Origin of the sequence: Psychrobacter sp. YP14, from assembly GCF_003209315.1 — a bacterium.
Lineage (GTDB): Bacteria > Pseudomonadota > Gammaproteobacteria > Pseudomonadales > Moraxellaceae > Psychrobacter > Psychrobacter raelei.
This window is the reverse complement of sequence record NZ_CP029789.1, coordinates 457003-480616: the sequence shown is the minus strand read 5'-3', so window position 1 is coordinate 480616 and position 23614 is coordinate 457003. Positions and strand designations below refer to the sequence as shown.

12 protein-coding genes and 2 pseudogenes are annotated in these 23614 nt (G+C 46.1%); 8 read left to right on the top strand and 6 right to left on the bottom strand.

What is annotated here, in order from left to right; genetic code table 11:
* Nucleotides 1–24 precede the first annotated feature (24 nt).
* Both DLE54_RS02025 and DLE54_RS02020 read left to right on the top strand, forming a co-directional pair.
* The gene (locus DLE54_RS02025; protein WP_110816083.1) at nucleotides 25–2862 is read left to right on the top strand and encodes a penicillin-binding protein 1A; all 2838 of its coding nucleotides are present in this window, start codon (nucleotides 25–27) and stop codon (nucleotides 2860–2862) included.
* Nucleotides 2863–3161: 299 nt separating this feature from the next.
* Nucleotides 3162–4175 (top strand): rhodanese-related sulfurtransferase, encoded by a 1014-nt coding sequence (locus DLE54_RS02020; protein ID WP_110816082.1) that lies wholly within the window; start codon nucleotides 3162–3164, stop codon nucleotides 4173–4175.
* A 94-nt stretch (nucleotides 4176–4269) separates the two neighbouring features.
* Here the strand turns inward: DLE54_RS02020 and topA are convergent, their stop codons facing one another.
* The 3 genes and pseudogenes from topA to DLE54_RS02005 form a co-directional block, all read right to left on the bottom strand.
* Entirely contained in the window at nucleotides 4270–6924 is a 2655-nt protein-coding gene (gene topA, locus DLE54_RS02015; RefSeq protein WP_110816081.1) for a type I DNA topoisomerase, read from the bottom strand.
* A 200-nt stretch (nucleotides 6925–7124) separates the two neighbouring features.
* Entirely contained in the window at nucleotides 7125–7688 is a 564-nt protein-coding gene (locus tag DLE54_RS02010; protein ID WP_011959680.1) for a hypothetical protein, read from the bottom strand.
* 213 nt (nucleotides 7689–7901) lie between these two features.
* A pseudogene (locus tag DLE54_RS02005) lies at nucleotides 7902–8543 on the bottom strand (ParA family protein); the annotation flags it as partial.
* Between the two features lie 491 nt (nucleotides 8544–9034).
* On the opposite strand from DLE54_RS02005, the pseudogene DLE54_RS02000 reads away from it, so the two are divergent.
* A pseudogene (locus tag DLE54_RS02000) lies at nucleotides 9035–10142 on the top strand (RNA-guided endonuclease InsQ/TnpB family protein).
* 104 nt (nucleotides 10143–10246) lie between these two features.
* Entirely contained in the window at nucleotides 10247–10738 is a 492-nt protein-coding gene (locus DLE54_RS01990) for a DUF2799 domain-containing protein (RefSeq protein ID WP_110816080.1), read from the top strand.
* A gap of 178 nt (nucleotides 10739–10916) precedes the next feature.
* Here DLE54_RS01990 and DLE54_RS01985 read toward each other — a convergent pair whose 3' ends face one another.
* The 3 genes from DLE54_RS01985 to DLE54_RS01975 form a co-directional block, all read right to left on the bottom strand.
* Nucleotides 10917–12131 (bottom strand): multidrug effflux MFS transporter, encoded by a 1215-nt coding sequence (locus DLE54_RS01985; RefSeq protein WP_110816079.1) that lies wholly within the window; start codon nucleotides 12129–12131, stop codon nucleotides 10917–10919.
* Nucleotides 12132–12448: 317 nt separating this feature from the next.
* Nucleotides 12449–13276, bottom strand: a complete 828-nt coding sequence (locus DLE54_RS01980) for a crotonase/enoyl-CoA hydratase family protein (protein WP_110816078.1) — start codon at nucleotides 13274–13276, stop codon at nucleotides 12449–12451.
* Nucleotides 13277–13328: 52 nt separating this feature from the next.
* Nucleotides 13329–16802, bottom strand: coding sequence for a histidine kinase dimerization/phospho-acceptor domain-containing protein (locus DLE54_RS01975; protein ID WP_110816077.1), 3474 nt, complete (start codon nucleotides 16800–16802; stop codon nucleotides 13329–13331).
* 179 nt (nucleotides 16803–16981) lie between these two features.
* Between DLE54_RS01975 and cysM the strand changes: the two genes are divergently transcribed.
* The 4 genes from cysM (at nucleotide 16982) to DLE54_RS01955 (ending at nucleotide 23614) form a co-directional block, all read left to right on the top strand.
* Nucleotides 16982–17929, top strand: coding sequence for a cysteine synthase CysM (gene cysM, locus DLE54_RS01970; protein ID WP_110816076.1), 948 nt, complete (start codon nucleotides 16982–16984; stop codon nucleotides 17927–17929).
* A 136-nt stretch (nucleotides 17930–18065) separates the two neighbouring features.
* Entirely contained in the window at nucleotides 18066–18875 is an 810-nt protein-coding gene (locus tag DLE54_RS01965) for a 3'-5' exonuclease (RefSeq protein ID WP_110816075.1), read from the top strand.
* 251 nt (nucleotides 18876–19126) lie between these two features.
* The gene (gene rlmD / locus DLE54_RS01960; RefSeq protein WP_197708898.1) at nucleotides 19127–20677 is read left to right on the top strand and encodes a 23S rRNA (uracil(1939)-C(5))-methyltransferase RlmD; all 1551 of its coding nucleotides are present in this window, start codon (nucleotides 19127–19129) and stop codon (nucleotides 20675–20677) included.
* 243 nt (nucleotides 20678–20920) lie between these two features.
* On the top strand, nucleotides 20921–23614 hold the full coding sequence (locus tag DLE54_RS01955; protein WP_413775365.1) for a RelA/SpoT family protein: 2694 nt from the start codon (nucleotides 20921–20923) through the stop codon (nucleotides 23612–23614).

Below are 23614 nucleotides of genomic sequence, written 5' to 3'. Positions count from 1 at the left end.
CAGTTTTTAATTAATAGAGTCACTATGCCTCAATCGTCTGCTAACTCTCGTCTTATCCATTATATTGTGTCCATTTTGTTGGCCATCGTAGCGCTGGCCCTCATTTTGGTTCTGGCATTCCCTATTGGATTTTATGGGATGGCCATGTACATCACGCCTAACTTGCCCAGCATCTCTGAGATGAAAAGCACCAATCTTGAGATGCCTTTGCAGATTTATAGTAAAGATGACAAGTTAATCGGCCAATACGGCAATCGTATGTCATTACCGGTGACCTATGATGACATTCCAAAGAATTTTATTAATGCCTTTTTGGCAGCAGAAGACTCTTCATTCTATGAGCACAGCGGGATTAGTATTAAGGGTTTAGGCCGTGCCATTACTGAAATTATTACAGAAGACGGCGGTCAGACAGGTGGCTCTACCATTACCATGCAGGTAGCTAAGAACTACTTTTTAAGCCCCGAGCGTACTTTTAGCCGTAAGCTAACTGAGTTGTATCTGGCGCGTAGTATCGAAGATGAGCTGAGCAAAGAAGAGATTTTAACCTTATACGTTAATAAGATTTATATGGGTGAAGGCGCCTACGGTATTCGTGCGGCAGCCAAAAAATATTACAGTAAATCGCTCGATAAGCTAACCATCGCTGAGATGGCAACTTTAGCCGGTCTACCTAAAGCACCGTCACAAAACAACCCTGTGTCAAATCCTGAAGAAGCACTTGAGCGACGTAACTGGATTTTGGGACGCATGTTAGAGCTTGGTTATATCACCCAAGCTCAGCATGACACAGCCGTCAAAGAACCCATCGGCGTGCATTTGTACAAAGAGCAGCTGGATGTGAATATGCCCTATTTGGCAGAGATGACCCGCCGCACCTTGGTAGATCGCTATGGCGAGGAGGTGGTCAATGCCGGCTGGCGTGTTAAGCTTACTGTCGATAGTGAAGACCAAAAAGCGGCAGATACCGCCATTAAAAAAGGTCTGATTGGCTATGATCGTCGTCACGGCTGGCGCGGTGTGGAAGCACATGGTGAACCTTTATCCAAATTCACCACGTATTCTAATATGGTACCGGCCAAGGTAGTAGAGGTCAGCGGCCGCAGCTTTAAGGCTGAGTTAGCAGATGGCGAAGTGGTCACCGTACCTTGGTCAGGCATGAGCTGGGCCAAAGAATACTTAGATGCCAACCGCATCAGACGCTACCCTAACAGTGCCTCAGATCTTGTCAAAAAAGACGACATTGTACGTTTAATTGCCAACGAAAATAAAACCGCTTGGCGCTTAACTCAAATACCCAAAGTTCAAGGTAGCTTGGTTGCGCTCGACCCTGAGACTGGTGCGGTTGAAGCCTTGGTTGGTGGCTTTGATTTCCGTTATAGTAAATTTAACCGAGCCACTCAAGGTTGGCGTCAGCCCGGCTCAACCATCAAGCCTTTAAACTATGCGGCGGCCTTAGAAAAAGGCTATCGTCCCGACAGTATGATTTCAGATGGTCCACTGCGTATTGGTGATTGGCAGCCCAAAAACTCCGATAACCGCTTTTATGGGGATATGACCATTCGCCGTGGCCTTATTTTGTCACGTAACCTAGTGTCTATTCGCCTATTACAAGCCGTTGGCACCTCAGATGCACGTCAATTATTAGATCAATTTGGTTTGGATAAAGACAAGCTACCCACCACCTTATCGCTTGCTTTAGGGGCAGGTCAAGCAACGCCTCTACAGATGGCCACTGCGTATTCCGCCTTTGCCAACGGCGGTCACCGCATTCAGCCGTACTTTATTGATCAAATTTATGATTATGACAATAAGCTGTTGTACTTGGCCAACCCACAACGTGCTTGTGCATTATGCTTTAACAATGATCTACAAAAACTCAATGCTAAGCTAAAACAAGACTATGAGAAGCAGGCCGAAGCCGATGCCAAATTACACCAATTGGCCTTAAAAGCTCTAGCAGAAGATCCTAAGCTATTACAAGTCGCGGATAGTACTCAGTCCGAAACTGTAGACTCAGCGGATGACGGCGCAGAGGATGACGGCGCAGAGGATGAGGCAGATAACGCCAAGGCCAAACCAAAAAATAGCAAAGCGTCATTACAAGCAGCCATTGAGGCCATCCGCTACGATGCTGGCCCACAATCTGATCGCTTGAAGCCTGTGCCGATTACCTATCAAGTGGCCGACCAAGCCCCACGTATCTTAAAGCCAAATGTGGCTTATGAGATGGCGGGCATGCTGCGTGACGTTATTCAAAGAGGAACGGGCACTCGAGCCAAAGCCTTAGGCCGTACAGATGTCGGTGGTAAAACAGGAACGACCAATGAGATGAAGGATGCTTGGTTTGCCGGCTTCCACCCCACTCAAGTCTCTATTGTATGGGTGGGCTTCGATCAACCCTCAACGCTAGGTCGAGGCGAATATGGTGGTGTGGCTGCCCTACCTATTTGGGTAGATTATATGCGCACTGCGTTAAAATCTGTGCCTTATCAGTGGGTTAGTGTCAATAATAAAGCCAAATCAGAAACCGCAAAACAAGAGGTGATTAATTTATCCGATGATAATGACAACACCACGGCCGGTGCTACTGGCAGCGGCAGCGATGCTCGCATCACCAATCAAAAGGTCACAGACGGTGTTGTCAGACCACCAAGAGCCTCTTTGATTGAAAGGCAGCCGCCTAAACCGGTTGAACCCCCTAAGCCGGTCAATAGCAACAATAACAGCAACAGTAATAGCAGTACCAATGCCGATACCAGCAGTACCAGAGCAGCGCCAAAACCTGCTCCCAAACCCGCTGAGAAGCCCAAAGCTGAACCTAAGCCTACAGAGAACAAAGCCGCACCGGCCAATGACTAATTCTGTAGCTTGGCCACTTAAATGGCCACAGATGTTACCAATATTGACCTAAAACCACTGACTAAAAAAATCAGTTCGTCAGCATCAAGAGCGCTATGAAAATAGCGCTTTTATTGTTATAAACTGTCCTCAATTATAGAGTACTGGGTATGACTCACCCTTTTTTATCAGGTCACATGTTTTAAAGCATGTGGCCATGACACTGCTTAATGGTATATAAATTAAGCTTATCACGTCATTGCACAGCGCATTGACTTAATCACGCACTAGGTTTACGACTTAGACGGCAGGAGAAAATTATGACCACATCAGCCACATTGACAGAAACCAACAACATCGTTGTCACTGCTTTATATAAATTTACCCGCTTTAATGACTATGAAAACTACCGTGAGCCTCTGCGCCAACTCATGCTAGATAAAGGCGTGCGTGGCACCTTATTATTGGCCTCTGAAGGCATTAACGGCACTATCTCTGGCGACCGCGCTGGTATTGATGCCGTGCTTGCTTATATTCAAGACATTCCTGCTATCGGCGCTTTAGAGTATAAAGAGTCATTCACTGATACACAGCCATTTTTTCGCACCAAAGTAAAACTCAAAAAAGAAATCGTTACCATGGGTGTAGAAGGCATTGACCCGCTACAATCGGTTGGGCGCTACGTAAAACCTAGCGAATGGAATGACTTAATCAGCGACCCAGATGTATTATTAATCGACACTCGTAATGATTATGAAGTCCAAATCGGTACGTTCAAAAATGCAGTAAATCCAAAAACTGAAACCTTCCGTGAGTTCCCAGAATACGTAAAAAATGAGCTTGACCCAAGCAAACATAAAAAAGTAGCGATGTTTTGTACCGGTGGTATTCGCTGCGAAAAGTCTACTGCTTATTTGCGTGAGCAAGGCTTTGATGAGGTATACCATTTAGAAGGTGGTATCTTAAAGTATTTAGAAGAAGTACCGGCTGAGGAGTCGATGTGGGAAGGCGATTGCTTCGTATTTGATAATCGCGTGGCAGTCAATCACAGCCTACAAAAAAGCGAATACGATCAGTGCTATGCCTGCCGCATGCCCATCACCGAAGCAGACAAGCAGCATCCTGCCTATGTCAAAGGGGAGTCTTGCCCGCACTGCATCGATAAAGCGACTGAAGAACAGCGTGCCCGCTTTCGTGAGCGTCAACGTCAGATCCAATTGGCCAAGCAGCGCGGCGAAGTCCATATTGGTACAGACGTTAATGACGTGATTGAAGCACGCAAACAACAAAAGCTGCAAGCCCGACTTGAGCAGCAAGAAGACGAGCTTAAATAAGCGGTGCTACCCCTTGTTGTTATCTAACAGCGCTATCATTTGACATAAAAAATCCCAGTCATTGACTGGGATTTTTTATGGCTGTGGCTAAAGGCTACTCCTCTACCCACTCGCCTTTACGCCAGTAAACGCCCCAACGCGTGGCCTTGCCTGTTTTTAAGCTCTCAGAGCCAATGTACTGCTCTTTTTGCTTACGTGACCAGCGCAAAATGGTAGGGTTGCCCTCCGGATCTTGATCAGGACCATCAAACAAATACTGGAACTTATCATCCATCTTGTCCTTAATGGTGCGCAGCTCAGACAGCTTAGGGGGACGCGTCTCGCGCACTTTAGGGAACTTAGAGGCCGCTAAGAATAGACCGGCAGCCCCCTCTCGTAAGATAAAGTGATCCTCATGCTTGGTCGACTTAAGCTCTGGCATATCAATAGGATCCATGCGCGGCGGTGCAGGCTCACCATTTTTGAGCACTTTGCGGGTATTATCACACTTATTACAAGCAAAATAAGGACCAAAGCGGCCGGTCTTAAGCTCCATCTGACCATCACATTTATTACAGTCAATGGTCGGCGCATCAGAGCCTGGCACCTCGAACATACCTTCTTCTAATAAATAGCCATCACAGTCTGGGTTGTTACCACAGATATGCAGCTTGAGGCCACCATCCACAATATAGCCATCCATCGCTGTGCTACACTTAGGACAACGTTTTTTCTCCATCAACTCTTTGACTTCAGCGCTTTCATCGATTTCGCTGTCATCTAAGTTGGCAAAGGCTTCTACCGGCATTAAGTTTTTGGTACCCTTACAGCGCTCTTTGGGTGGCAAGTTGTAGCCAGTACAGCCTAAGAATACACCGGTTGAGCCATTACGCAGCTGCATTGGTCGGCCACATAAATCGCAATGCACGTCGGGTACATCGGTGGGGTCATTCGGGCGCATACCGTCTTTATCTTTGGCATGCTCAAGCTTAGTCTTAAAGTCCCCATAAAAGTCATCTAACACCGCTTTCCAATCTTGATCGCCTTGTGCCACATGATCAAGCTCATCTTCAAGCCCCGCAGTAAAGGTATAATCCATCAGCTCAGGGAAGCTTTCGGTTAGACGGTCGGTGACAATATCACCCATCTTCTCAGCATACAGACGCTTGTTTTCTAAGCGAACATACCCTCTGTCTTGAATGGTTGAGATGATAGAGGCATAAGTTGATGGACGGCCGATGCCTTTTTTCTCAAGCTCTTTAACTAAGCTTGCTTCCGTATAACGCGCTGGCGGCTTAGTGAAGTGCTGACTGGGATCTAGTTTTATTAAATTAAGCTCATCGCCTTGTTTGACATCAGGCAATAAGGTGTCATCGGTTTTGGCAGGTGGCATAACCTTGGTAAAGCCGTCAAAGGTCATGGTGCGACCGCGGGCTTTTAGCTCAACATCGCCCGCCTCTACCAATAGATTAACCGACTTATATTTTGCCGGTAGCATCTGACAGGCCACAAACTGACGCCAAATCAGCTCATATAAGCGAATGGCATCACGATCCACCCCTTTGAGCTGGGTGGATTTTAAATTGGCATTGGTCGGACGAATGGCTTCGTGAGCCTCTTGTGCGTTTTGTTTGCTGCCATAAAAATTAGGCTTTTCTGGCAAGTATTTAGAGCCGTAATTCTCTTCAATAAAGCCGCGCACACTGGCCAAGGCATCATTGGATAAAAAGGTTGAATCGGTACGCATATAAGTAATGTGACCAGCTTCGTACAAGCGCTGAGCTAGCATCATGGTCTTTTTGACAGGAAAGCCCAAACGTGTGCTGGCCGCTTGCTGTAAAGTAGAGGTAATAAAAGGCGCACTCGGCTTAGATTGAGTGGGCTTCTCTTCACGCTCTTTGACCACGAAGGTGGCCGGTTTTAATACGGCCAGTACGGCATCAGTCTGCGCTTTGTTGCCAAGCTTGAGTACTTTGCCTGCCTGTTTGACGGCCTCTAAGCGAATGGGAGTATCTGCAGCCACATTGGCATTATCGCTACCTTTCATGGTGGTATCGGCGTGAATTTGCCAATACTCTTCTGGAATAAAGGCACGGATTTCACGTTCACGCTCGACCACAAGCCGAGTGGCTACTGACTGTACTCGCCCAGCCGATAAGCCACGGGCAATTTTTTGCCACAGTAGCGGTGAGACCATAAACCCAACCACTCTGTCTAAGAAGCGGCGTGCTTGCTGCGCATTCACCCGGTCAATATCAAGCTTACCGGGCTCTTTAAATGCATTTTGAATGGCCGATTTGGTAATCTCGTTAAACACCACACGCTGATACTTGCTGTCATCTCCGCCGATAACCTCACGCAAATGCCAAGCAATCGCTTCCCCTTCTCTATCCAAATCCGTTGCCAGATAAATCTTATCGGCATCTTTGGCCAAGGCTTTAAGCTCTTTAATCACTTTGGTTTTATTAGGCAGCACTTCATACACAGCTTTCCAGCCGTGCTCAGGGTCAATACCCATTCTACGTACCAAAGCCTGCTGCGCTTTGTCTTCTTTGCTTAGCTTTTCATCCGTCTTGGTCGCTTTTTTCTTAACGCCACTGCTGGTGGGCAAGTCACGCACATGACCAATACTTGAGCGTACAATAAAGTCATCACCCAAATATTTGTTGATGGTTTTTGCTTTGGCAGGAGACTCCACAATGACCAGTGATTTGCCTTTTGCACTGGCCGCGGGGGTCGAGGTTGTTTTTTTAGCTGTGGTTTTAGCCATTGATATCAAAGTCCTAATTAAACTTTCTTATAAATTATATTTTTTATAGTCTGGTGAGCTCAGCCAAAGATCTGCTTTAAATGTCTGGCTTTGGCCTAAATCTGCATTGACGTTACACTGCTAACAGTTGCGCTGTCAACAAGGTTTTTCAAGAGCAAGCAGTAACTAAAGTGTCAATTGACTGGATTTATGAGCTTATATCAGCCTTTATTAGCCAGCTTTTGCGCCCATTGATACATGGCGGCTTTGAGCGCTAATAAATCTGGCTCAATGTGCTGCGGATCATAATTGGGATTGGTATTGGGCTTCACATAACCGCTGTCCTCCCAAAATACCACCAAGCTATTGGCCTTGGTATAAACAGCTTTTACAAGCGGTGTGATGCTGGCTGGCAAATTGAGCGGTTCATGGTCTAAGCGATAAGTCACATCCTGCGTACCAGCGTTACCCTGCGCGCCATCATTAACCTCTATTTGTGTACCACTGGTACTGTCCGGACGCAGCTCACCATCTATGACTTGATAACGGGTTTCAGGGAATTTCATGTCATCTAGAATTAAGGCATACTGCCCCATCATCCCCTTGCCATACTCATTATTGCGGCCCCGAATCCAATCAGGGCAGGCAACGAGTTTGGGGTTTAATTCCAAGCGGCGCGCCGTCATCCGCAGCTTATCCAAGCGCACATCGACGCCACTAGGTTTTAAGGCCATAATACTGCCTAATACAAATAATCCAATAGCAATCGCTACCCAAGTTCCCATATTTTTTCCGTAAGTTGTAAGAAGTAACAAATAGCGCGCTAGTTTATTAGGTTTTTGCTTTTATTCATACCACGTTGAGTTATCCTTGGTTTTTTTTGACGATTTTCCGGCCTTGTGCATACCTGTGGCGCTTTTTGCTTGGGGCAGTTTTTCCAGACTAGCGGGAATCTCACTGCCTGCCAATACCTCTTCGTACTTAGTAGCCACTTTGGGCATCAGCGCATCCATCACCGGCTGCCACTGTGCTTGAATGTCTCGGTAGCGTTTTTGAGTATGATCAAAAATAGCCAATCCTTGCTCAGCCAACTGTGGATATAAGCTTCTTTCACTAATCCAGGCTAAGGGCGGCTGGCCTATATTTTCAAAAAATCTCTGCAACGTTAAATTGGTGCTACTTTGTGACCGCACTCGGTTGGCTAGCAGATGAATATCGACCTTACCTTTACGGATACGCTTGATATCTTGAATGGATTTTAAAAACTGCTTGGTACTGTCAGCATCGAAGATAGACGGTAACACTGGAATCAAAATAGCACGGGCTTCACTGATTAGCGACTCTGCGCGATCGCCACTTAAAGAGCCTGGCGCATCGATAATCAGCCAGTCTTTTTTACCTAAGGTTTTGGCCACTTTTTTGGGCAAGTCACCAATATCTTCTTCATCGCACCAATCTACTGCATAAATTTTTGCGGCGGTATCGGGTCGCTGCTTTAGCCAACGTAGGCTTGATCTTTGGGGGTCGGCATCAGCTAAGGCGACGGTCTGACCTTGATTGGCCAATGCCGCGGCTAGCGTAATGGCGACAGAGGTTTTACCACAGCCACCTTTTTGATTTGCTATTAATACAGTTTTCATAATCGTTGCTCATTTTATTTTTTATCTGTCGTTTTAATCTGCTGTTCTCAGCGCTTTTGTTAAAGTCATACTGCTCTACTGTCCTATCCCTATTTATATCTGTTTTTTATAAGGGTGTCGACTTGTTATCTCTTAATTTCGCGCCCGTGCCCTGTCGCCTTATTATGTCATGACCTAATAGCCGCTTAAGTCATTGATAGTACCTTATTTCTATCGCTCATCTTGCTAGCACAACTTTAGAGTATAACTTGATAGCGTGTTAAGATTTTTTGCCACTTACACAATTCTACCGGTATTCGCTCAAAGCTCAAGTAAATATCAACAACGCTTTTATGGCATCAGCCGCAATACATGAGCTGTGTTGACAGCTTGGTTTATCACCGGTTGCCGTAAAACCACCCACTTCAGGGGGTGGATATAAGGCGACACACACTGTCGTGATTAGTACTTAAAGTATTGCAAGTTAAAATTAACCTCGCCATACTAACCCTATGAAAACACTCAAGCTACGCATCAAAGACAAACATGCAAACCAGCTAAACAAACTAGCTGGGAGTGTTAACTATGCGTGGAACTATGTTAATGCGTTAAGCTTTGAGCATTTAAGACGCACAGGTAAGTACTTTTCGGCCTATGATTTAAGCCAATACACCAAAGGCAGTGGTGAGTATTTAGGCTTACACTCGCAAACCTTGCAAGCTATCAATGAAACTCACGCGAAGGCCCGAAAACAATTTAAAAAAAGCCAAACTAAATTGGCGAACCAACCGACCCGATGCCAAACGAAAAAGCTTAGGTTGGATACCTTTTAAAAAGTCTGCCATAAAGTATCTACATACAAGACAAACAGGTAAAAAAGCACTGAAATCAACCATACAGCTATCGCTCTGTAAAGGTCAAAAGCTTATCATTGATGTATTTGATAGCTACAATTTGTCTTTGTATCAAATCAATACGCTTGAGATAGTGCAAGACAGCCGTCATCGTTGGTATGCCTGTATTACCGTCAAAGACTATCCTAGACAAGCAAGTGGCAAAGGCAGCGTTGGTATTGACTTAGGCTTAAAGCAGTCTGCTACCACATCAAACGGTGATAAGCTGACAACTAAACAAACGCAAAAGTGGGCGAATAAATTAGCAGTCGCCCAGCGTGCTAATAATAAAAAACGTGTCAAAGCAATCCATGCCAAGATCAAAAACTCAAGATTAGATGCCATACACAAATTCACCACCCAATTAGTTAAGGATAATGCCTTAATTGTGGTTGGTGATGTTAAATCACGCTCATTCACCAATTCGATGACCAACCTAGCTAAATTGACATACGATGCAGGATGGTTTGAACTCAAAAGACAACTGGAATATAAATGCAAGCATGCAGGTTGTCAGCTTGAGATGGTAAATGAGAGTTACACTACCCAGACCTGTTCACACTGCCTTAAAATAAGTGATAGTAGTCCAAAAGGTAGAGCAGGTCTTGGAATAAGAGGATGGAGGTGTACTGAGTGTGGCACATGGCATGATAGAGATATCAATGCCGCCAAGAACATCCTTGCGGTCGGGCTTGACCGTCTAGCTGTAGGAATCCCCTCGGTTTAGCGAGGGGAGGAAGTCAACATCATCTTCATAATAACAGAAGCACAATAGCCGATAAGTGAATAACGTGGCACTATAAGTAATGGCTTTTTTTAAGGAGCAATAAGATGACTTTTTTGCAAACCACATTACTGACCACCGTATTCGGTACGGCTATGATTGTGCTGTCTGGTTGCGCAACTACTCAAGCACTATCGCCGCAGCAGTGTCAGGCAGGCAACTGGCAAGATATTGGCTATGCTGACGGGCTGGCTGGTCGCTCGGGCGCCTATTTCGGTAGGCATATTGAAAACTGTAGTCCGGTGGCCAATAGTGCACCAAACCGCGAGTTGTGGGAGCAAGGTCGTCAGCAAGGCTTAAAGCAGTTTTGTACCGAGCTTAATGCTTATAAGCTTGGCCGTGAGGGTTATGCTTGGCAGCCTGTTTGTCCGCTTGAGAACATAGAAAAACTAGAAGAGGCTTATAATCAGGGTCGCTACTATTATCTGCGTCAACGAGATATGGAGTACTTGAGTGCGCCTTACCCTTGGGGCTACGGGCGTTATGGCTACGCTTCACCTTATAGCTGGCGCAGTCCTTTTTGGCGTCCAGGCTGGTGATACGTCAACGCACTGTTGATGCGTACTCTGGGCAACTCCCACCAAGCCAAACGGTGATGGTGGGTAGTCTTTGTGGCCCATAGTACCGCCAATTTAGGCGCTATCTACAAAACGTATTTTTTGCGTCAAAGCAGCTGCTTATGGCTGCATGTTGCTGGCGTGACCCCGTGTCTTACCTCTACTCTAGGTTTAAATTCTTATCCATGCGATAAATCAAAAAGGTGCCCAAACACATTAAAATTGACATGGTGGCCCCAAGCTTAAACACAGGGTTTACCGGAAATAAGTTGAGCAATAAGCCGCCAAAAATACCCACACAAAACATTAATGAGCCTTGTAAGGCACTGGCCATACCGGCGCGGTGTTTTTGAAACGCCAAGGCAATTGCTGAGGCATTCGGCTGAGTTAACCCCAAACCGGCAATACAGAAGAAAATACAGATAAGTACCAATGGTAACCAAGCCTCTGCACCATAAATCACACCTAACAACAACAGCCCTATCGCAGCAACTGCCTGCATAACTGCCCCAAAACGCAGTAAGCTAATCAGACGAAACCTATTGGTTAAAAACTGGTTCACCTGAGTGAGTGCCACAAAGCCTGCGGCATTCATACCAAATATTAAACTAAACTGGCTCTCCGTTAGCCCATAGCCATCCATTAACAGCTCGGGCGCTGCACTGATATAAACAAACATTGAGCCCATTAATAGACCGGCACCAATAGCCGGAAACCCAAAAGAGGGATCTTTTAGTAAGTCTAGATATTGACTTAAAATGGTATTCAAAGGTTTGTAATTTCGGTTTTCTTCAGTCAAGGTTTCTTTAAAAAAGAACTTGGTTAGCAGCAAGTTTAGTACCCCAAAACCTGCCAAGAACCAAAAAATCACATGCCAATCAAAAAAGCGTAAAAATGCGGCACCCAGTGAAGGCGCTAAAATTGGCGCCAGTCCCATCACCAATACCATAATAGAGAAGGCTTTGGCCATTTGTTTGGGGGGCAAGGTATCACGAATGGCGGCTCGGGTAACCACCGCCCCAACACACGCCCCTAAAGCTTGCAAGGTGCGCGCTGCAAACAGCACATATTGACTGTCGGTGGTGGCACAAATCAGCGAAGCAATGACATACAAAGTCATACCAAAATACAGCGGCTTGACTCGGCCAACGCGGTCACTTAACGGCCCATATATCAGCTGGCCGAAGACCAAGCCGGCAAAATATGCCGGTACTGAGTTTGAAATCTGAGCGGTACTGACCCCAAAATCCTCAGCCATTGTTGGCAGCGCAGGTAGGTACATGTCGATAGATAATGGGCCGATGGCCACGATAAGCCCCAGCATCATAATCCATGCTACAGGCAGTTTTGGCGTAGAATTTTGAGTATTTGACATAAATCTCACACAGAGCTAAAGGTTTAATATAGGTATTACCTATTTATTTTATTGTGATGTTATTAATACACTTGATATCACCAATATCAAAAAGCAACCTTATGATGATACCCAATTTAACACAGGTAGCCTACTCTTATCCTTTATATAGTCAACGAAATTTACGCATGCTTACCGAACTACAAAGTGATGTTCACCCCCGCTGTAAAATTAACCTTTAAAAACCAAAAAGCCCAGTAGGTTTTATCGCTTACTGGGCTCATGACTGGGCTTTTAGTTTAAAAATAACGCAGTGCTCACTACCGGCTATGTCGCCCCTAACTAAATTGACGCTTTAAAAACTGCACACTATTGTCTTTGGCTTTTTTTATCGCTAATTTACGATTTTTGCCCCCGCCCATCAGCTTAAGTTGCCACATTTTTTCTTGATACAAAGCACAAAAGCTTTGTTTGGTCATCTGATTAATGACCCGTTTACTGGCCAATACGGCATCAGGTGAACGGGTGGCAATCTCTGTGGCCAAAGCGTGCGCACGCTCATAAGGAGTATCGTCAATGTGAGTGACTAAGTGCAGCTGCTCAGCTTGCTTGGCATCAATTAAGCGCGCGGTCATGGTCAGCTCTTTTAGGACATCTACTGGCAACACATGAAGGGCTGACTGAGTCAATCCCATGTCGGGCACTAAGCCCCATTTGGCCTCCATAATTGCAAACTGACAATCGGGGGTGGAGATACGAAAATCACAGGCTAAAGCCAGTTGCATGCCTGCCCCAATACAATAACCTTGGGTAACCACAATCACCGGCACTGGCACTTCACGCCATATTAAACATACTCTTTGAAAGATACTTTGGGTAGGCTTTAGCAGCTCATACAAGCCCATCATGGCATTTTTGGGATTGTTTAAGTCACTAAGATCAATACCAGCACAAAAGCTATCACCTGCCCCGTTTATAATCACTGAACGGATGCTACGGTCTTTTTTTAGGCGCTCAGCCACATCGATAAGCTCACGCATCATACGCAGGCTCATGGCGTTTTTTTTGTCCGGGCGATTGAGCGAGACGGTCAACACCTCATCGGCCTCACTTAACGCCAATGTGGTGTATTTTTCATTTAATTTTTGACTGAATAAAGATGACATATTAGCTCTCTGCTTAGGATTAGTTAAGGTCAGTTCCGTTAACTTTATAGGGTTAGATCATTTTCCAAGTCATATCATTTTCACTTAATGCTTTCTCATCACTTTCTTGCATCTGCTGAGTAATATAAGCATCTAAATCCAAAGCTTGCAACATTTTTAGGCTAGAAATAAGGACTGTATAGTACTCCTCAAGCATTGCAAATTGCGACGGTATGGTATGCTGCACATTAAGCAGGCATTTGTCTTCTAAATCTTGGCTAGCTTGACGGATTTGCGGTACCCCAGAGTAACGACTGGCGCCTAAGATACGATGGGCAATCTGTGCCAATTGCTCACGGTCTCTATCTTCCCACGCTTGCTGCAAGGCTTGTAGCTCATCGGCGACGGAATCTTGCATCATATGTAGCAGCTGCTTGGCCAAGTCCGGCTTATTGGCCGAGCGCATGAGCGCATCCTTCCAGTCCACAATAAGTAGCTCATCTTGCACCTGCTCATGCTCATCTTGCTTTTGTTTTTGTGCCAAGTTAGGCTCAGGCTTTAAGGCCGGATTTGCGGCCTCAGCACCCCGCCCCAGCCAGCGCTGCAGAATTTGTAATAGCTGCGGGCGACTAATGGGCTTGCCCACATAATCATCAATACCAGCGGCAATAAACTTGTCTTTACCATCGGCCAAGCCATGCGCCGTTAGCGCAATAATAGGCAAGCGTTTGTGGTAATTTTTATGCTCTTTTTGCGCATCGGCCTCCAACTGACGAATTTTTTTTGCTGCCTCATCGCCTGACATGCGCGGCATTTGTACATCCATAAATACCAAATCAATGGTAGTAGGCTGTACGGGCAAGCTTGAGCTTTGAGCGTCTTTTGGGGTTGCGCCTGTCGCCTTATCCTCTAAGGCGGCTGCCTGCTCACTGTCGTAAGTGTCATACATGAGCTGCTTGCCAATAATCTCTACGGCATCATAACCACTGTTGGCGGTAATCACCTTAATACCCAGCTCGCTTAACAAGGCATCTAATACCAGTAAATTGGGCAGATGATCGTCGACAGCCAAGATGGTCACTCCTTGCCAAGTTGGAGGGGCCACCAAGGTTGAGACATTGGTAGTGCGGGTGTCTAACATGCTATATAACTGGCGCTTATCTAGCGGCTGATACAGCCCCATCGCCTTGTAACGCTCAAGCAACGTGGCATCTAGCGCCACTTGATAGCCATAAATGGCCAGCTTACCTTGATAATGCAGACGGATTTGCTTTAATAATGCGGCCCGATCTTCACGAGTTTCACTCTCGCCGCCATCAATCACCACCCAATCCCAGCGGTTGCCCTCCTCCTTTAACTTCTCAAGAGCACCGGCCAAAGAGCGTGCCATGGTCACATTGATATTGAGCGGCCGCACTGCCGCCATAAACACTTGAATACTAGAAGGATGGTTAATCCATACCAGCATATCAAAGGGTTTGTCATCATCACCTTGAGTTTGTGCGAACGGGCGTAACATGGGGAGCTGGAGCTGCTCATCGGTCAATTCTTGCTCATAGCCGACGCCAAACTCTTGGTCAGATAACTCATCTATATCGACATAAGAGGGAATACTAAACCAGAAGGTTGCGCCGGTTCTCATCGGGTTCTTATTCACCGATCCTGCCGATAAACCTGGCTCAGGTAGCACCAATTGCGACTGGGCGGCATTGTTATCATTGTCATAAAAACCAATTTTACCGCCCATAAGCTTGGTTAATTGTTTGGAAATCACCAGCCCTAGACCCGTGCCGCCATATTGACGGGTAATGGATGGGTCGCCTTGGCTAAAGCTTTTGAACAACTGGCTTTTGGCTTTTTCAGATAATCCATGTCCAGTGTCTTGTATCGCAATATGTATCATGCTACCGCTGTTGTCTTTGTCAGTGGCCACTTTGGCATGATGACTCTTGGCCTCGTCTTCTGCCTGTCCACTGGCTTCAATCACGCTGGCATCTTCAATCTCATCGATGCCGACTCGCACCACCACTTCACCCACATCAGTGAATTTAATAGCGTTACCCACTAAGTTGGTTAGTACCTGCTTGACCCGTAGTGCATCCCCAATGATGGTATTGGGTACATCATTGTAGTAGAGCACTGCCATGCGCAGGCCTTTTTCAGCAGCCAGCGGCGAGAGCATATCCATCACATCATAAATGGCAGAATATAAGCTAAACTCATGTTTATCTAGCACCAGCTTGCCGGCCTCAATCTTTGAGAAATCTAAGACATCATTCACGAGTGCCAATAGGTGTGCAGAGGATTTACGAATGGTCTGCACATACAAATCCTGCTCAGCCGTCAGATCGCCATGTCGAGCCAATAGGTTAATAAAGCCATCAATACTGTTGAGCGGCGTGCGCAGCTCATGGCTAATATTGGCCAAAAACGCCGATTTGGCTTGGCTACTGGAGATGGCCTGATCGCGTGCTTCACGAATAAAGATGTTTTGCATTTCCATCTCATCAAAGGCATCTCGTAAGTCATCTTCAGTCTGATCTGAGTGATCCTTGAGCTCTTGAAAGTCGCCATATAAGCGGCGCAATGTCTTGAGCAGATCTTGTTGCAACTGGTTGAGCTCGCCACTTGACTGGGTATTGACTGGCAGATACATGTTCTCAGGAGTGATTTGCTGCAAATGCAGTCTTAAATCATAAATAGGGGCAATCCAGCGCTTGGCATAGATATTTAAGCTCAGCAGCAGCATTAATAAAGTGAATAATCCGGTAATACCCAGCCCTAGCCACACCTTCAGCCGAGCAATGGTCAAGGGCTCATTGTCCATATCAACAAATAGCCAATACTGCATGCCTTCATAATTGCCCAGTGAGCGGCCGTACGCTGTACCAATCTCAGTCGGGATACCTGAAATAAAGCCTTGCTGATCGGCCTTGTATTGCTGACTCATCTGCTCCCAAGAGGTGGTGCTGATATCGCCCGACGCTGCCAACACCTTGCCATTAGAATCAATGATTGCCACACGCTGCACGTGCTGATTGTTATTCATAGAAGATAAAATAAAGCCAATCCGCTTTTTTACATCATCTAGTGATTTTAGGCTTTGCTCAACCTCAGGCTCATCGGCCATGGCTTTCGCATCAATCAGCTCATCGGGCAAAGTCATCTTAACGACAGCATCCGCGGCCCTATCCCCTGTGCTTTGTATTTGCGCCGCCGGCTTTGGCAGCACTTTGTCAGAAGCAGCTTCCGTATCCACTTGCCAAGTAGATGGCCCCTCATTGGCTTGACGGCTTGAATGTTGAGGGGCTACTTGCTGCTCAGTTAGGCTTTGATTGCTAAGAATAACTGGCAGCAGTTGTTTTACCATGGGTTCATAGCGAATTAAAGCGGCAGTCGCCAGTGTGTGCTGCTCAGATTTAATGGCTTTGCTGGACTCTTTTTGGACTAAATACGCCCCCACCGCAGCAAGAATAACTATCGGCAAAAACACCAGCAAAATAAGCTGAGCATAAGCACTGCTAAAATCGATTATTTTTTTTCGCATAAAGAATAAGGCTATTTTGAGGGCAATAAACCAAGAAAGAATAAGCGCCAAGAGCGCCGCTAGATTAAGTGTAACAGGTTTTCAACGTATTGCAGATAACCTGAGAGGGCGCAAAATGTTATAATCTTTTGCACTTATCATCATACAATACCTACCGCCAATTTCTACTGAGGGCCTTTATGTCAAATACGTCGCAAAATTCTGTGAACTTTATCCAACAAGTCACCACTTTATCAGACTGCTTAGGCAACACGCCTTTAGTTGCACTACAGCGTCTACCCAAGCTTGAAGGGATAGATACTTCAGTACAAGTTTTGGCCAAGCTTGAAGGCAACAACCCTGCCAGCTCAGTAAAAGACCGCCCTGCCTTTAATATGATTTTACAGGCCGAAAAACGTGGTGAAATTAAGCCAGGTGATACGTTAATTGAGGCCACCAGTGGCAATACTGGTATTGCTTTGGCGATGGTAGCTGCCATGCGTGGCTATAAAATGATTTTGTTGATGCCCACCAACTCCACCCAAGAGCGCAAAGATGCCATGGCCGCTTATGGCGCCACTTTAATTGAAGTGGACGAAGGTATTGAAGCCGCTCGTGACCAAGCTTTGCAGCTACAGGCTGAGGGCAAAGGCATCGTCTTAAACCAATTCGCCAACCCAGATAACAGCGCTGCTCACTACCAAACCACAGGACCTGAGCTGTGGCGTCAAACTGGCGGACGTATTACCCACTTTATCAGCTCAATGGGTACCACAGGAACCATATCAGGCACCGGTAAATATCTCAAAGAGCAAAACCCAGATATCCAAGTTATTGGTTTACAGCCCGATGCAGACTCTGCCATTGCCGGTATTCGCCGCTGGCCTGAGGAATACAGACCAGCCATCTATGACCCCACAGTGATTGATCGCACCATAGACATCAGCCAACATACTGCAGAAGAGTACATGCGCAAATTAGCACGCACCGAAGGCATTCTAGCTGGGGTTTCTTCAGGTGCAGCCGCTTGGGCAGCGCTACAAGTGGCCAAAGAGATTAAAGACACTCAGCCAGACGCTGTGATTGCCTTCATCGTCTGTGACCGTGGTGATCGATACTTATCTACTGGGTTATTTACCGCCCAATAGCTTTGGTTTATATCGCTGTGGTTTATATTGCTTTAGCTTATTGTGCTTTAGCCACTTTTATATCATCTTTGCTCGATGTGCCCTTGTATATCAAAGACAGCTTGAACGGCTCTCTTAAAAAAATAGGTGAACTGCCATGCCCGACTTTTCTAAAACCCCCGCTTTGGTGTTTGATATTGAAACTGTGGCAGATATTGAAGGGGCACGCCGGGTGTATCCGCAGCTGGCCAAACTCAATGATGACGATACCTTAACAGCGCTCACCAGCCTACGACTCCAAGAAGCAGGACATGACTTTATGCGCCTGCCGCTTCAAAAAATTGTCTGTATCTCTGTGTTGTATATCAAAGATGGCCAGTTCTCTTTGTTTTCATTGACCGCAGATACTTTAAGCGAAAAAGAGATTATATCTACCTTCTTTCGTGCTTTTAAAGACCTAAATAGCTTGCCACAACTGGTGAGCTGGAATGGTTCAGCTTTTGATATTCCTGTACTCATTTATCGGGCCATGCAATATGACTTAAGCGTACCGCTGTTGTTCGAAGAAGGTCATCGCATCACTAATATGCGTTATGATAATTACGTCAATCGCTTTCACACTCGGCATTTGGATTTAATGGACCGCTTTAGTCAATATGGTGGCAGTCGCCGAGAGTCCATGACTATTGTTGCTAGCCTATATGGTCTACCAGGAAAAATGGCCGTAAAAGCCAGCCAAGTGGCGCAAATGGTCGCTGATAGTCAGTGGCGTGAGCTGAATCTGTACTGTGAGTCTGATGTGCTAAATACTTGGCTTATTTATCTACGCTGGCTGCGCTTAACTGGTGTCTTATCCTCTAGCGACTTTGATATGTGGCAGGCACAGACTCGGGATTATCTGACCAAAAAGCTCGATGATAACAATCAGGTTCAGCATCAGCTTTTTTTGGATCACTGGCAACGGTAACTCTTCTTAGTTGTTAATTATCTATCGTAAAACTAATCTCATTTCTACACTGACAGCGCATGGCTAAATGACGTTTTATGCCCTGAGTGCTGGCTTTTTAATCATTGTTAAGCGCTTTTTCGTTCTATGCGAGGTAAACACAATTGTCATTATTGATAACACTGCGGCCTCGGGTTATGCGTTTATGTGTTAAAATCACCCCCACAGTTCACCCCCTTATTTTTCAGCACATTTAACAGATAGGCAGGTTTATGCAGCCCACCGATACCAACAACATTTCTTCTAAAGCCAACAGTAGCGCTGACCATGCGTCATTGGCCGCAGCACCCAGCAAGAAGCTCTCTAAGCCCAGCTCGCGTGTGCGTCGTCGCCTAAAAGATGCGCCACCTCTTGCCTTCAAAATTGACGGCTTATCCCATGACGGACGTGGTGTGGCTATTTATGGCAATGAGTTTGGCGTAGAAGATGGCCACAGTGAAGACAAACATGGCAAAAAGGTGTTCGTAAGCTTCGCCCTGCCCGATGAGTCAGTCAAGGTACGCTTGACCAACAGCCGCAAAAGCTTTGAAGAAGGCGATGCGGTTGAGCTTATCGCCAACACTCATCCTGAGCGCCAAACCCCACCTTGTCCACACTTTGGGACCTGTGGCGGCTGTAGCTTGCAGCACTGGCAACCTGAGGGCCAAATTGCCTTTAAACAGACGGTATTGGCTGAGCTACTTGAACACCAAGCCAATATCCAGCCCGATAACTGGCTGCAGCCAGTGGTGGCTGATCGCCTAGGCTATCGTACCAAAGCGCGTATGGGCGTGCGTTATGTGGCCAAAAAAGATACCGCCTTGGTCGGCTTTCGCGAACGTAATAGCAATTTCTTAGCTGAGCTAAACGAGTGTCACATTCTTGATAAGCGCATTGGCTTTGAGCTTGAGAACCTCAAGAGCTTAATCAGCAGTTTAGAGGCGCGGGCGCACATTGCCCAGATTGAATTGGCGATGGGCGAAGCCATCCCTGAGCTTAAAGATGGCAATCAACCTGTGGCCTTAATTTTACGTCATTTAGAGCCGCTATCTAAAAGTGATATTGATCAGCTAAAGGCGTTCTTTAAAGCACGCAATTGGCAGCTATATTTGCAGTCTAAAGGCCCGGAGAGTATTGAGCGTATTGCTCTACATGACACAGACGATGTCAGTGAGCAGTTTGGCCGCTTGTATTATCAATTACCTGAATTTAACTTAACTTATGAGTTTATTCCAACCGACTTTACCCAAGTTAACTTATCGGTTAATCGCAAGATGACCAAGCTGGCTTGCGACTTGTTGGATTTAAAACCTGGTGAGCGTGTGCTTGATTTATTCAGTGGTCTAGGCAATTTTAGTCTGCCTTTAGCCCGTTTGGTGGGCGGTGAAGATGGCTCACAAGGTCTGGCCATTGGGGTAGAAGGCTCAGATGCTATGACAGCACGTGCCGCTGATAATGCCAAACGCAACGGCATTAGCAACACTGAGTTTTATAATCAAGACTTAACTCAAGACTTTAGCGAGCAGCCTTGGGCGCAGCAAGGTTTTGATGCCATCTTGATTGACCCGCCTCGCTCAGGTGCTTGGGAGGTTATGCAGTATCTACCCCGCTTTAACGCCTCACGCATTGTTTATGTGTCTTGTAATCCTGCCACTTTAGCACGGGATACCAAGGCGTTACTTGAGCAAGGCTACCGTTTAACAGATGCCGGCGTAATGGACATGTTCTGTCATACAGGTCATGTAGAATCTATTGCACGTTTTGAAAAATTACAAACCGTTTAGCGTTTAGAACTTTCAACCTAATCTTATATGACAAATGCGCCTAAGCTAAGGCATTAAAACCTTTATTATCAAATTGGGTTTTGCCTTAGTATGGGCCGCGCTCATGTTACCTTTAGTTCACAACAGTTCACACAGCTAAGCTTGAATTTTTATCTGTAAATAAGATAATAATAAATAAGAGTTAGGTAACAGTAAGCGCATGGTCATTGGAAGTGGGCGACATTGTGTCAGCCCCGGTGTGGTGTGCTAAGGGAGGATTACTTGGTAAAAGTTCGTGAAGGGTTGCCCCTTATTGACGGTCAGACAACAACAGAAGATAGTGCCTCCCTAGCTGCACAAATGATTGCTCAGCAGCAGCACGGCTATTACAATCCCAGCCGCTTATCTTTTGAGATGCTCAACGAAGATCTAAAAAAACAGTTAGCAACCTCAAAGCTGACGACGGCTATGGATCGCTCAATACAAGCGGATTATTTGCCTCTAAATGATGCCGCCTTAGTCAAGCGACTTCAGCTTGATACCCTCACCTATTGTCATAATGACAGCAATAATAACAATGCTACCAATGAGATAGGCATACCCGGTAGTATGTCAACTCAGCACAGCCCTGCCAAAAATGAAGCCCCCACAACTGATGAGCCAAGCAAAGATAAGAAGCTGGCTGATAATACGATTATTGATCTGCCCGCTTGGCTAAAAGCGGTGTCTTTACGGGTTAATATTCCTGAACTTCCTCATTTGGCCAAAGCCTGTGATTTAATCGGCACAAAGTCTAGCCTAGGAGAAGAGGACAACCGCTCTAGTGCCTATATGACAGGTATCGGCATGACCGATATCTTAACCTACCTCTACCAAGATGAAGATGCGCTCACCGCAGCCATGTTATATCGAGCGGCTCGTACCCAGCTGATTTCTCATGAGCGTATTCAAGAGATATTCGGCAATGAAGTCGCCACACTCGTCAGAGATGCACTGGCCTTGGGACAGTTGTCAGAAACCATAGAAAGCAACAAACGCTTAGAGGATCACTTCGCTAATAATCAGCGTGAGCAGCTGTCAAATATTTACAGCATGCTTATTTCAATGACCAATGATGTGCGTGTGGTGCTCATTAAACTTGCAGAGCGCACCTTTGCTATGCGTGAGCTGTCCTATGCCAGTGAAGAGCGTCGACAGCGTGTGGCACGGGAAGTTATGACCATCTATGCCCCTTTGGCACATCGCTTAGGTATTGCTCAGATTAAATGGGAGCTTGAGGACTTAGCCTTCCGTTATTTGGCGCCTGAGCGCTATAAAGAAATTGCCAAATTACTGTCCGAAAAACGCAGTGAGCGTGAAGAATACATTGAGCGAGTCCAAGCTCAGCTAGAAGCGGCTTTGGCTGAAGCTGGCATTAAAGGTGAGGTTTCAGGCCGCGTTAAGCACATTTACTCCATCTATCGCAAAATGAAATTAAAAGGCTTGTCGTTTCATCAGCTTTATGACATCCGTGCATTGCGCGTTTTGGTCGACACGCAAGCTGAGTGTTACCATACTTTAGGCCTAGTACATGGCATGTGGCGTCATATTCCTGAGCAATTTGACGACTATATTACCAACCCTAAAGCCAATGGTTATCGCTCGCTACACACAGCCGTGATTGCCGAAAACAAATCACTAGAGATTCAAATACGTACCCATCAGATGCACTTTGAAGCTGAGCTGGGTATGTGCGCCCATGTCAATTACAAAGAGGGCGGCAAAAACAAGCAAGATGCTTATTTGAGTCAAAAAATCAACTCACTACGCCAGCTGTTACTGGCTGGCAGTGATACCACCAATAAAAATTTAATCCAAGACGGGATTAACAAAGGGCCACATGAGGGCTTAACTGACGAGTTTGACCATGAGCTTGATGAAGAAGAGCAATTGGTTGACTTTGGTGAGCTTGAGCATATTTATGTGTTTAGCCGAGATGGGGACATTACTGAGCTGCCTAAAGGCGCTACCGTGCTTGATTTTGCCTACTATGTGCATACCCAAGTGGGTAACCGTGCTCAGGCAGCACGGGTTAACCAGCGCTATGTACCACTCACCTATCAGCTCAAAACCGGTGAGCAGGTGGAGATTATTACCAAGTCTTCCCGTGAGCCCAATCGGGATTGGTTAGTGCCCTCACTTGGCTATATCCAAACCAGTCGTGCCCGCTCAAAACTGCGCCAGTGGTTTAACAAACAAGACCGTGACAAAAACATCGATATTGGTAAGCAAATGCTGGCCAAAGAGCTGACTCGTCTGTCAGTGCACCCCAACAGCATTAGCCTAAAAGATTACGTTAAACATTTTAATAACGTCAACTCCCCCGATGATATCTTGGTAGGATTGGTTACCGGAGAAATTGGCCTACACCAGTTAACAGGTCATATCTCCCGTGAGCTTGATCTGGTTATTGATAATGAAGAGCAAGACTATGCGCCCAGCGTACATCCTAAAGTCACCGGTAAGCTCGATGCGTATAAGATCAATATTGATGGGCTAGATAATATCGAAATGCGCTTTGCCAATTGCTGCCAGCCAGTATATGGCGAGCCTATTGCCGGCTTTATCACCCAAAGTAGTGGCGTCTCTATTCATAACCGCGGCTGTGCAGAATATGCCCGCTTAATTGAACGTGAGCCTGAACGTCAGATCTCAGCTTCCTGGGTCTCTCAGCAGACCAGCTATCAGCCGGTTGAGATTATTATCGAAGCTTACGACAGACGGGGCTTACTGCGAGATTTGACCCAAGTGATTGACAAAGAGAATGTCAATATTCGCGGCGTGGATACCAATAGCGATGATGACAACGTGGCACATCTAAAATTTCGCTTAGAGGTCACCGGCTTATCTCAGTTATCAAAGCTACTGGCCAAGCTTGAGCAGCAGCCTGGAATTTTACACGCCAGAAGAGCAATCTAG

What these genes read in the sequence shown, in the direction of transcription:
- DLE54_RS02025 (WP_110816083.1), top strand. Translation starts at nt 25, where the DNA reads ATGCCTCAATCGTCTGCTAACTCTCGTCTTATCCATTATATTGTGTCC.
- DLE54_RS02020 (WP_110816082.1), top strand. Translation starts at nt 3,162, where the DNA reads ATGACCACATCAGCCACATTGACAGAAACCAACAACATCGTTGTCACT.
- topA (WP_110816081.1), bottom strand. Translation starts at nt 6,924, where the DNA reads ATGGCTAAAACCACAGCTAAAAAAACAACCTCGACCCCCGCGGCCAGT.
- DLE54_RS02010 (WP_011959680.1), bottom strand. Translation starts at nt 7,688, where the DNA reads ATGGGAACTTGGGTAGCGATTGCTATTGGATTATTTGTATTAGGCAGT.
- DLE54_RS01990 (WP_110816080.1), top strand. Translation starts at nt 10,247, where the DNA reads ATGACTTTTTTGCAAACCACATTACTGACCACCGTATTCGGTACGGCT.
- DLE54_RS01985 (WP_110816079.1), bottom strand. Translation starts at nt 12,131, where the DNA reads ATGTCAAATACTCAAAATTCTACGCCAAAACTGCCTGTAGCATGGATT.
- DLE54_RS01980 (WP_110816078.1), bottom strand. Translation starts at nt 13,276, where the DNA reads ATGTCATCTTTATTCAGTCAAAAATTAAATGAAAAATACACCACATTG.
- DLE54_RS01975 (WP_110816077.1), bottom strand. Translation starts at nt 16,802, where the DNA reads ATGCGAAAAAAAATAATCGATTTTAGCAGTGCTTATGCTCAGCTTATT.
- cysM (WP_110816076.1), top strand. Translation starts at nt 16,982, where the DNA reads ATGTCAAATACGTCGCAAAATTCTGTGAACTTTATCCAACAAGTCACC.
- DLE54_RS01965 (WP_110816075.1), top strand. Translation starts at nt 18,066, where the DNA reads ATGCCCGACTTTTCTAAAACCCCCGCTTTGGTGTTTGATATTGAAACT.
- rlmD (WP_197708898.1), top strand. Translation starts at nt 19,127, where the DNA reads ATGCAGCCCACCGATACCAACAACATTTCTTCTAAAGCCAACAGTAGC.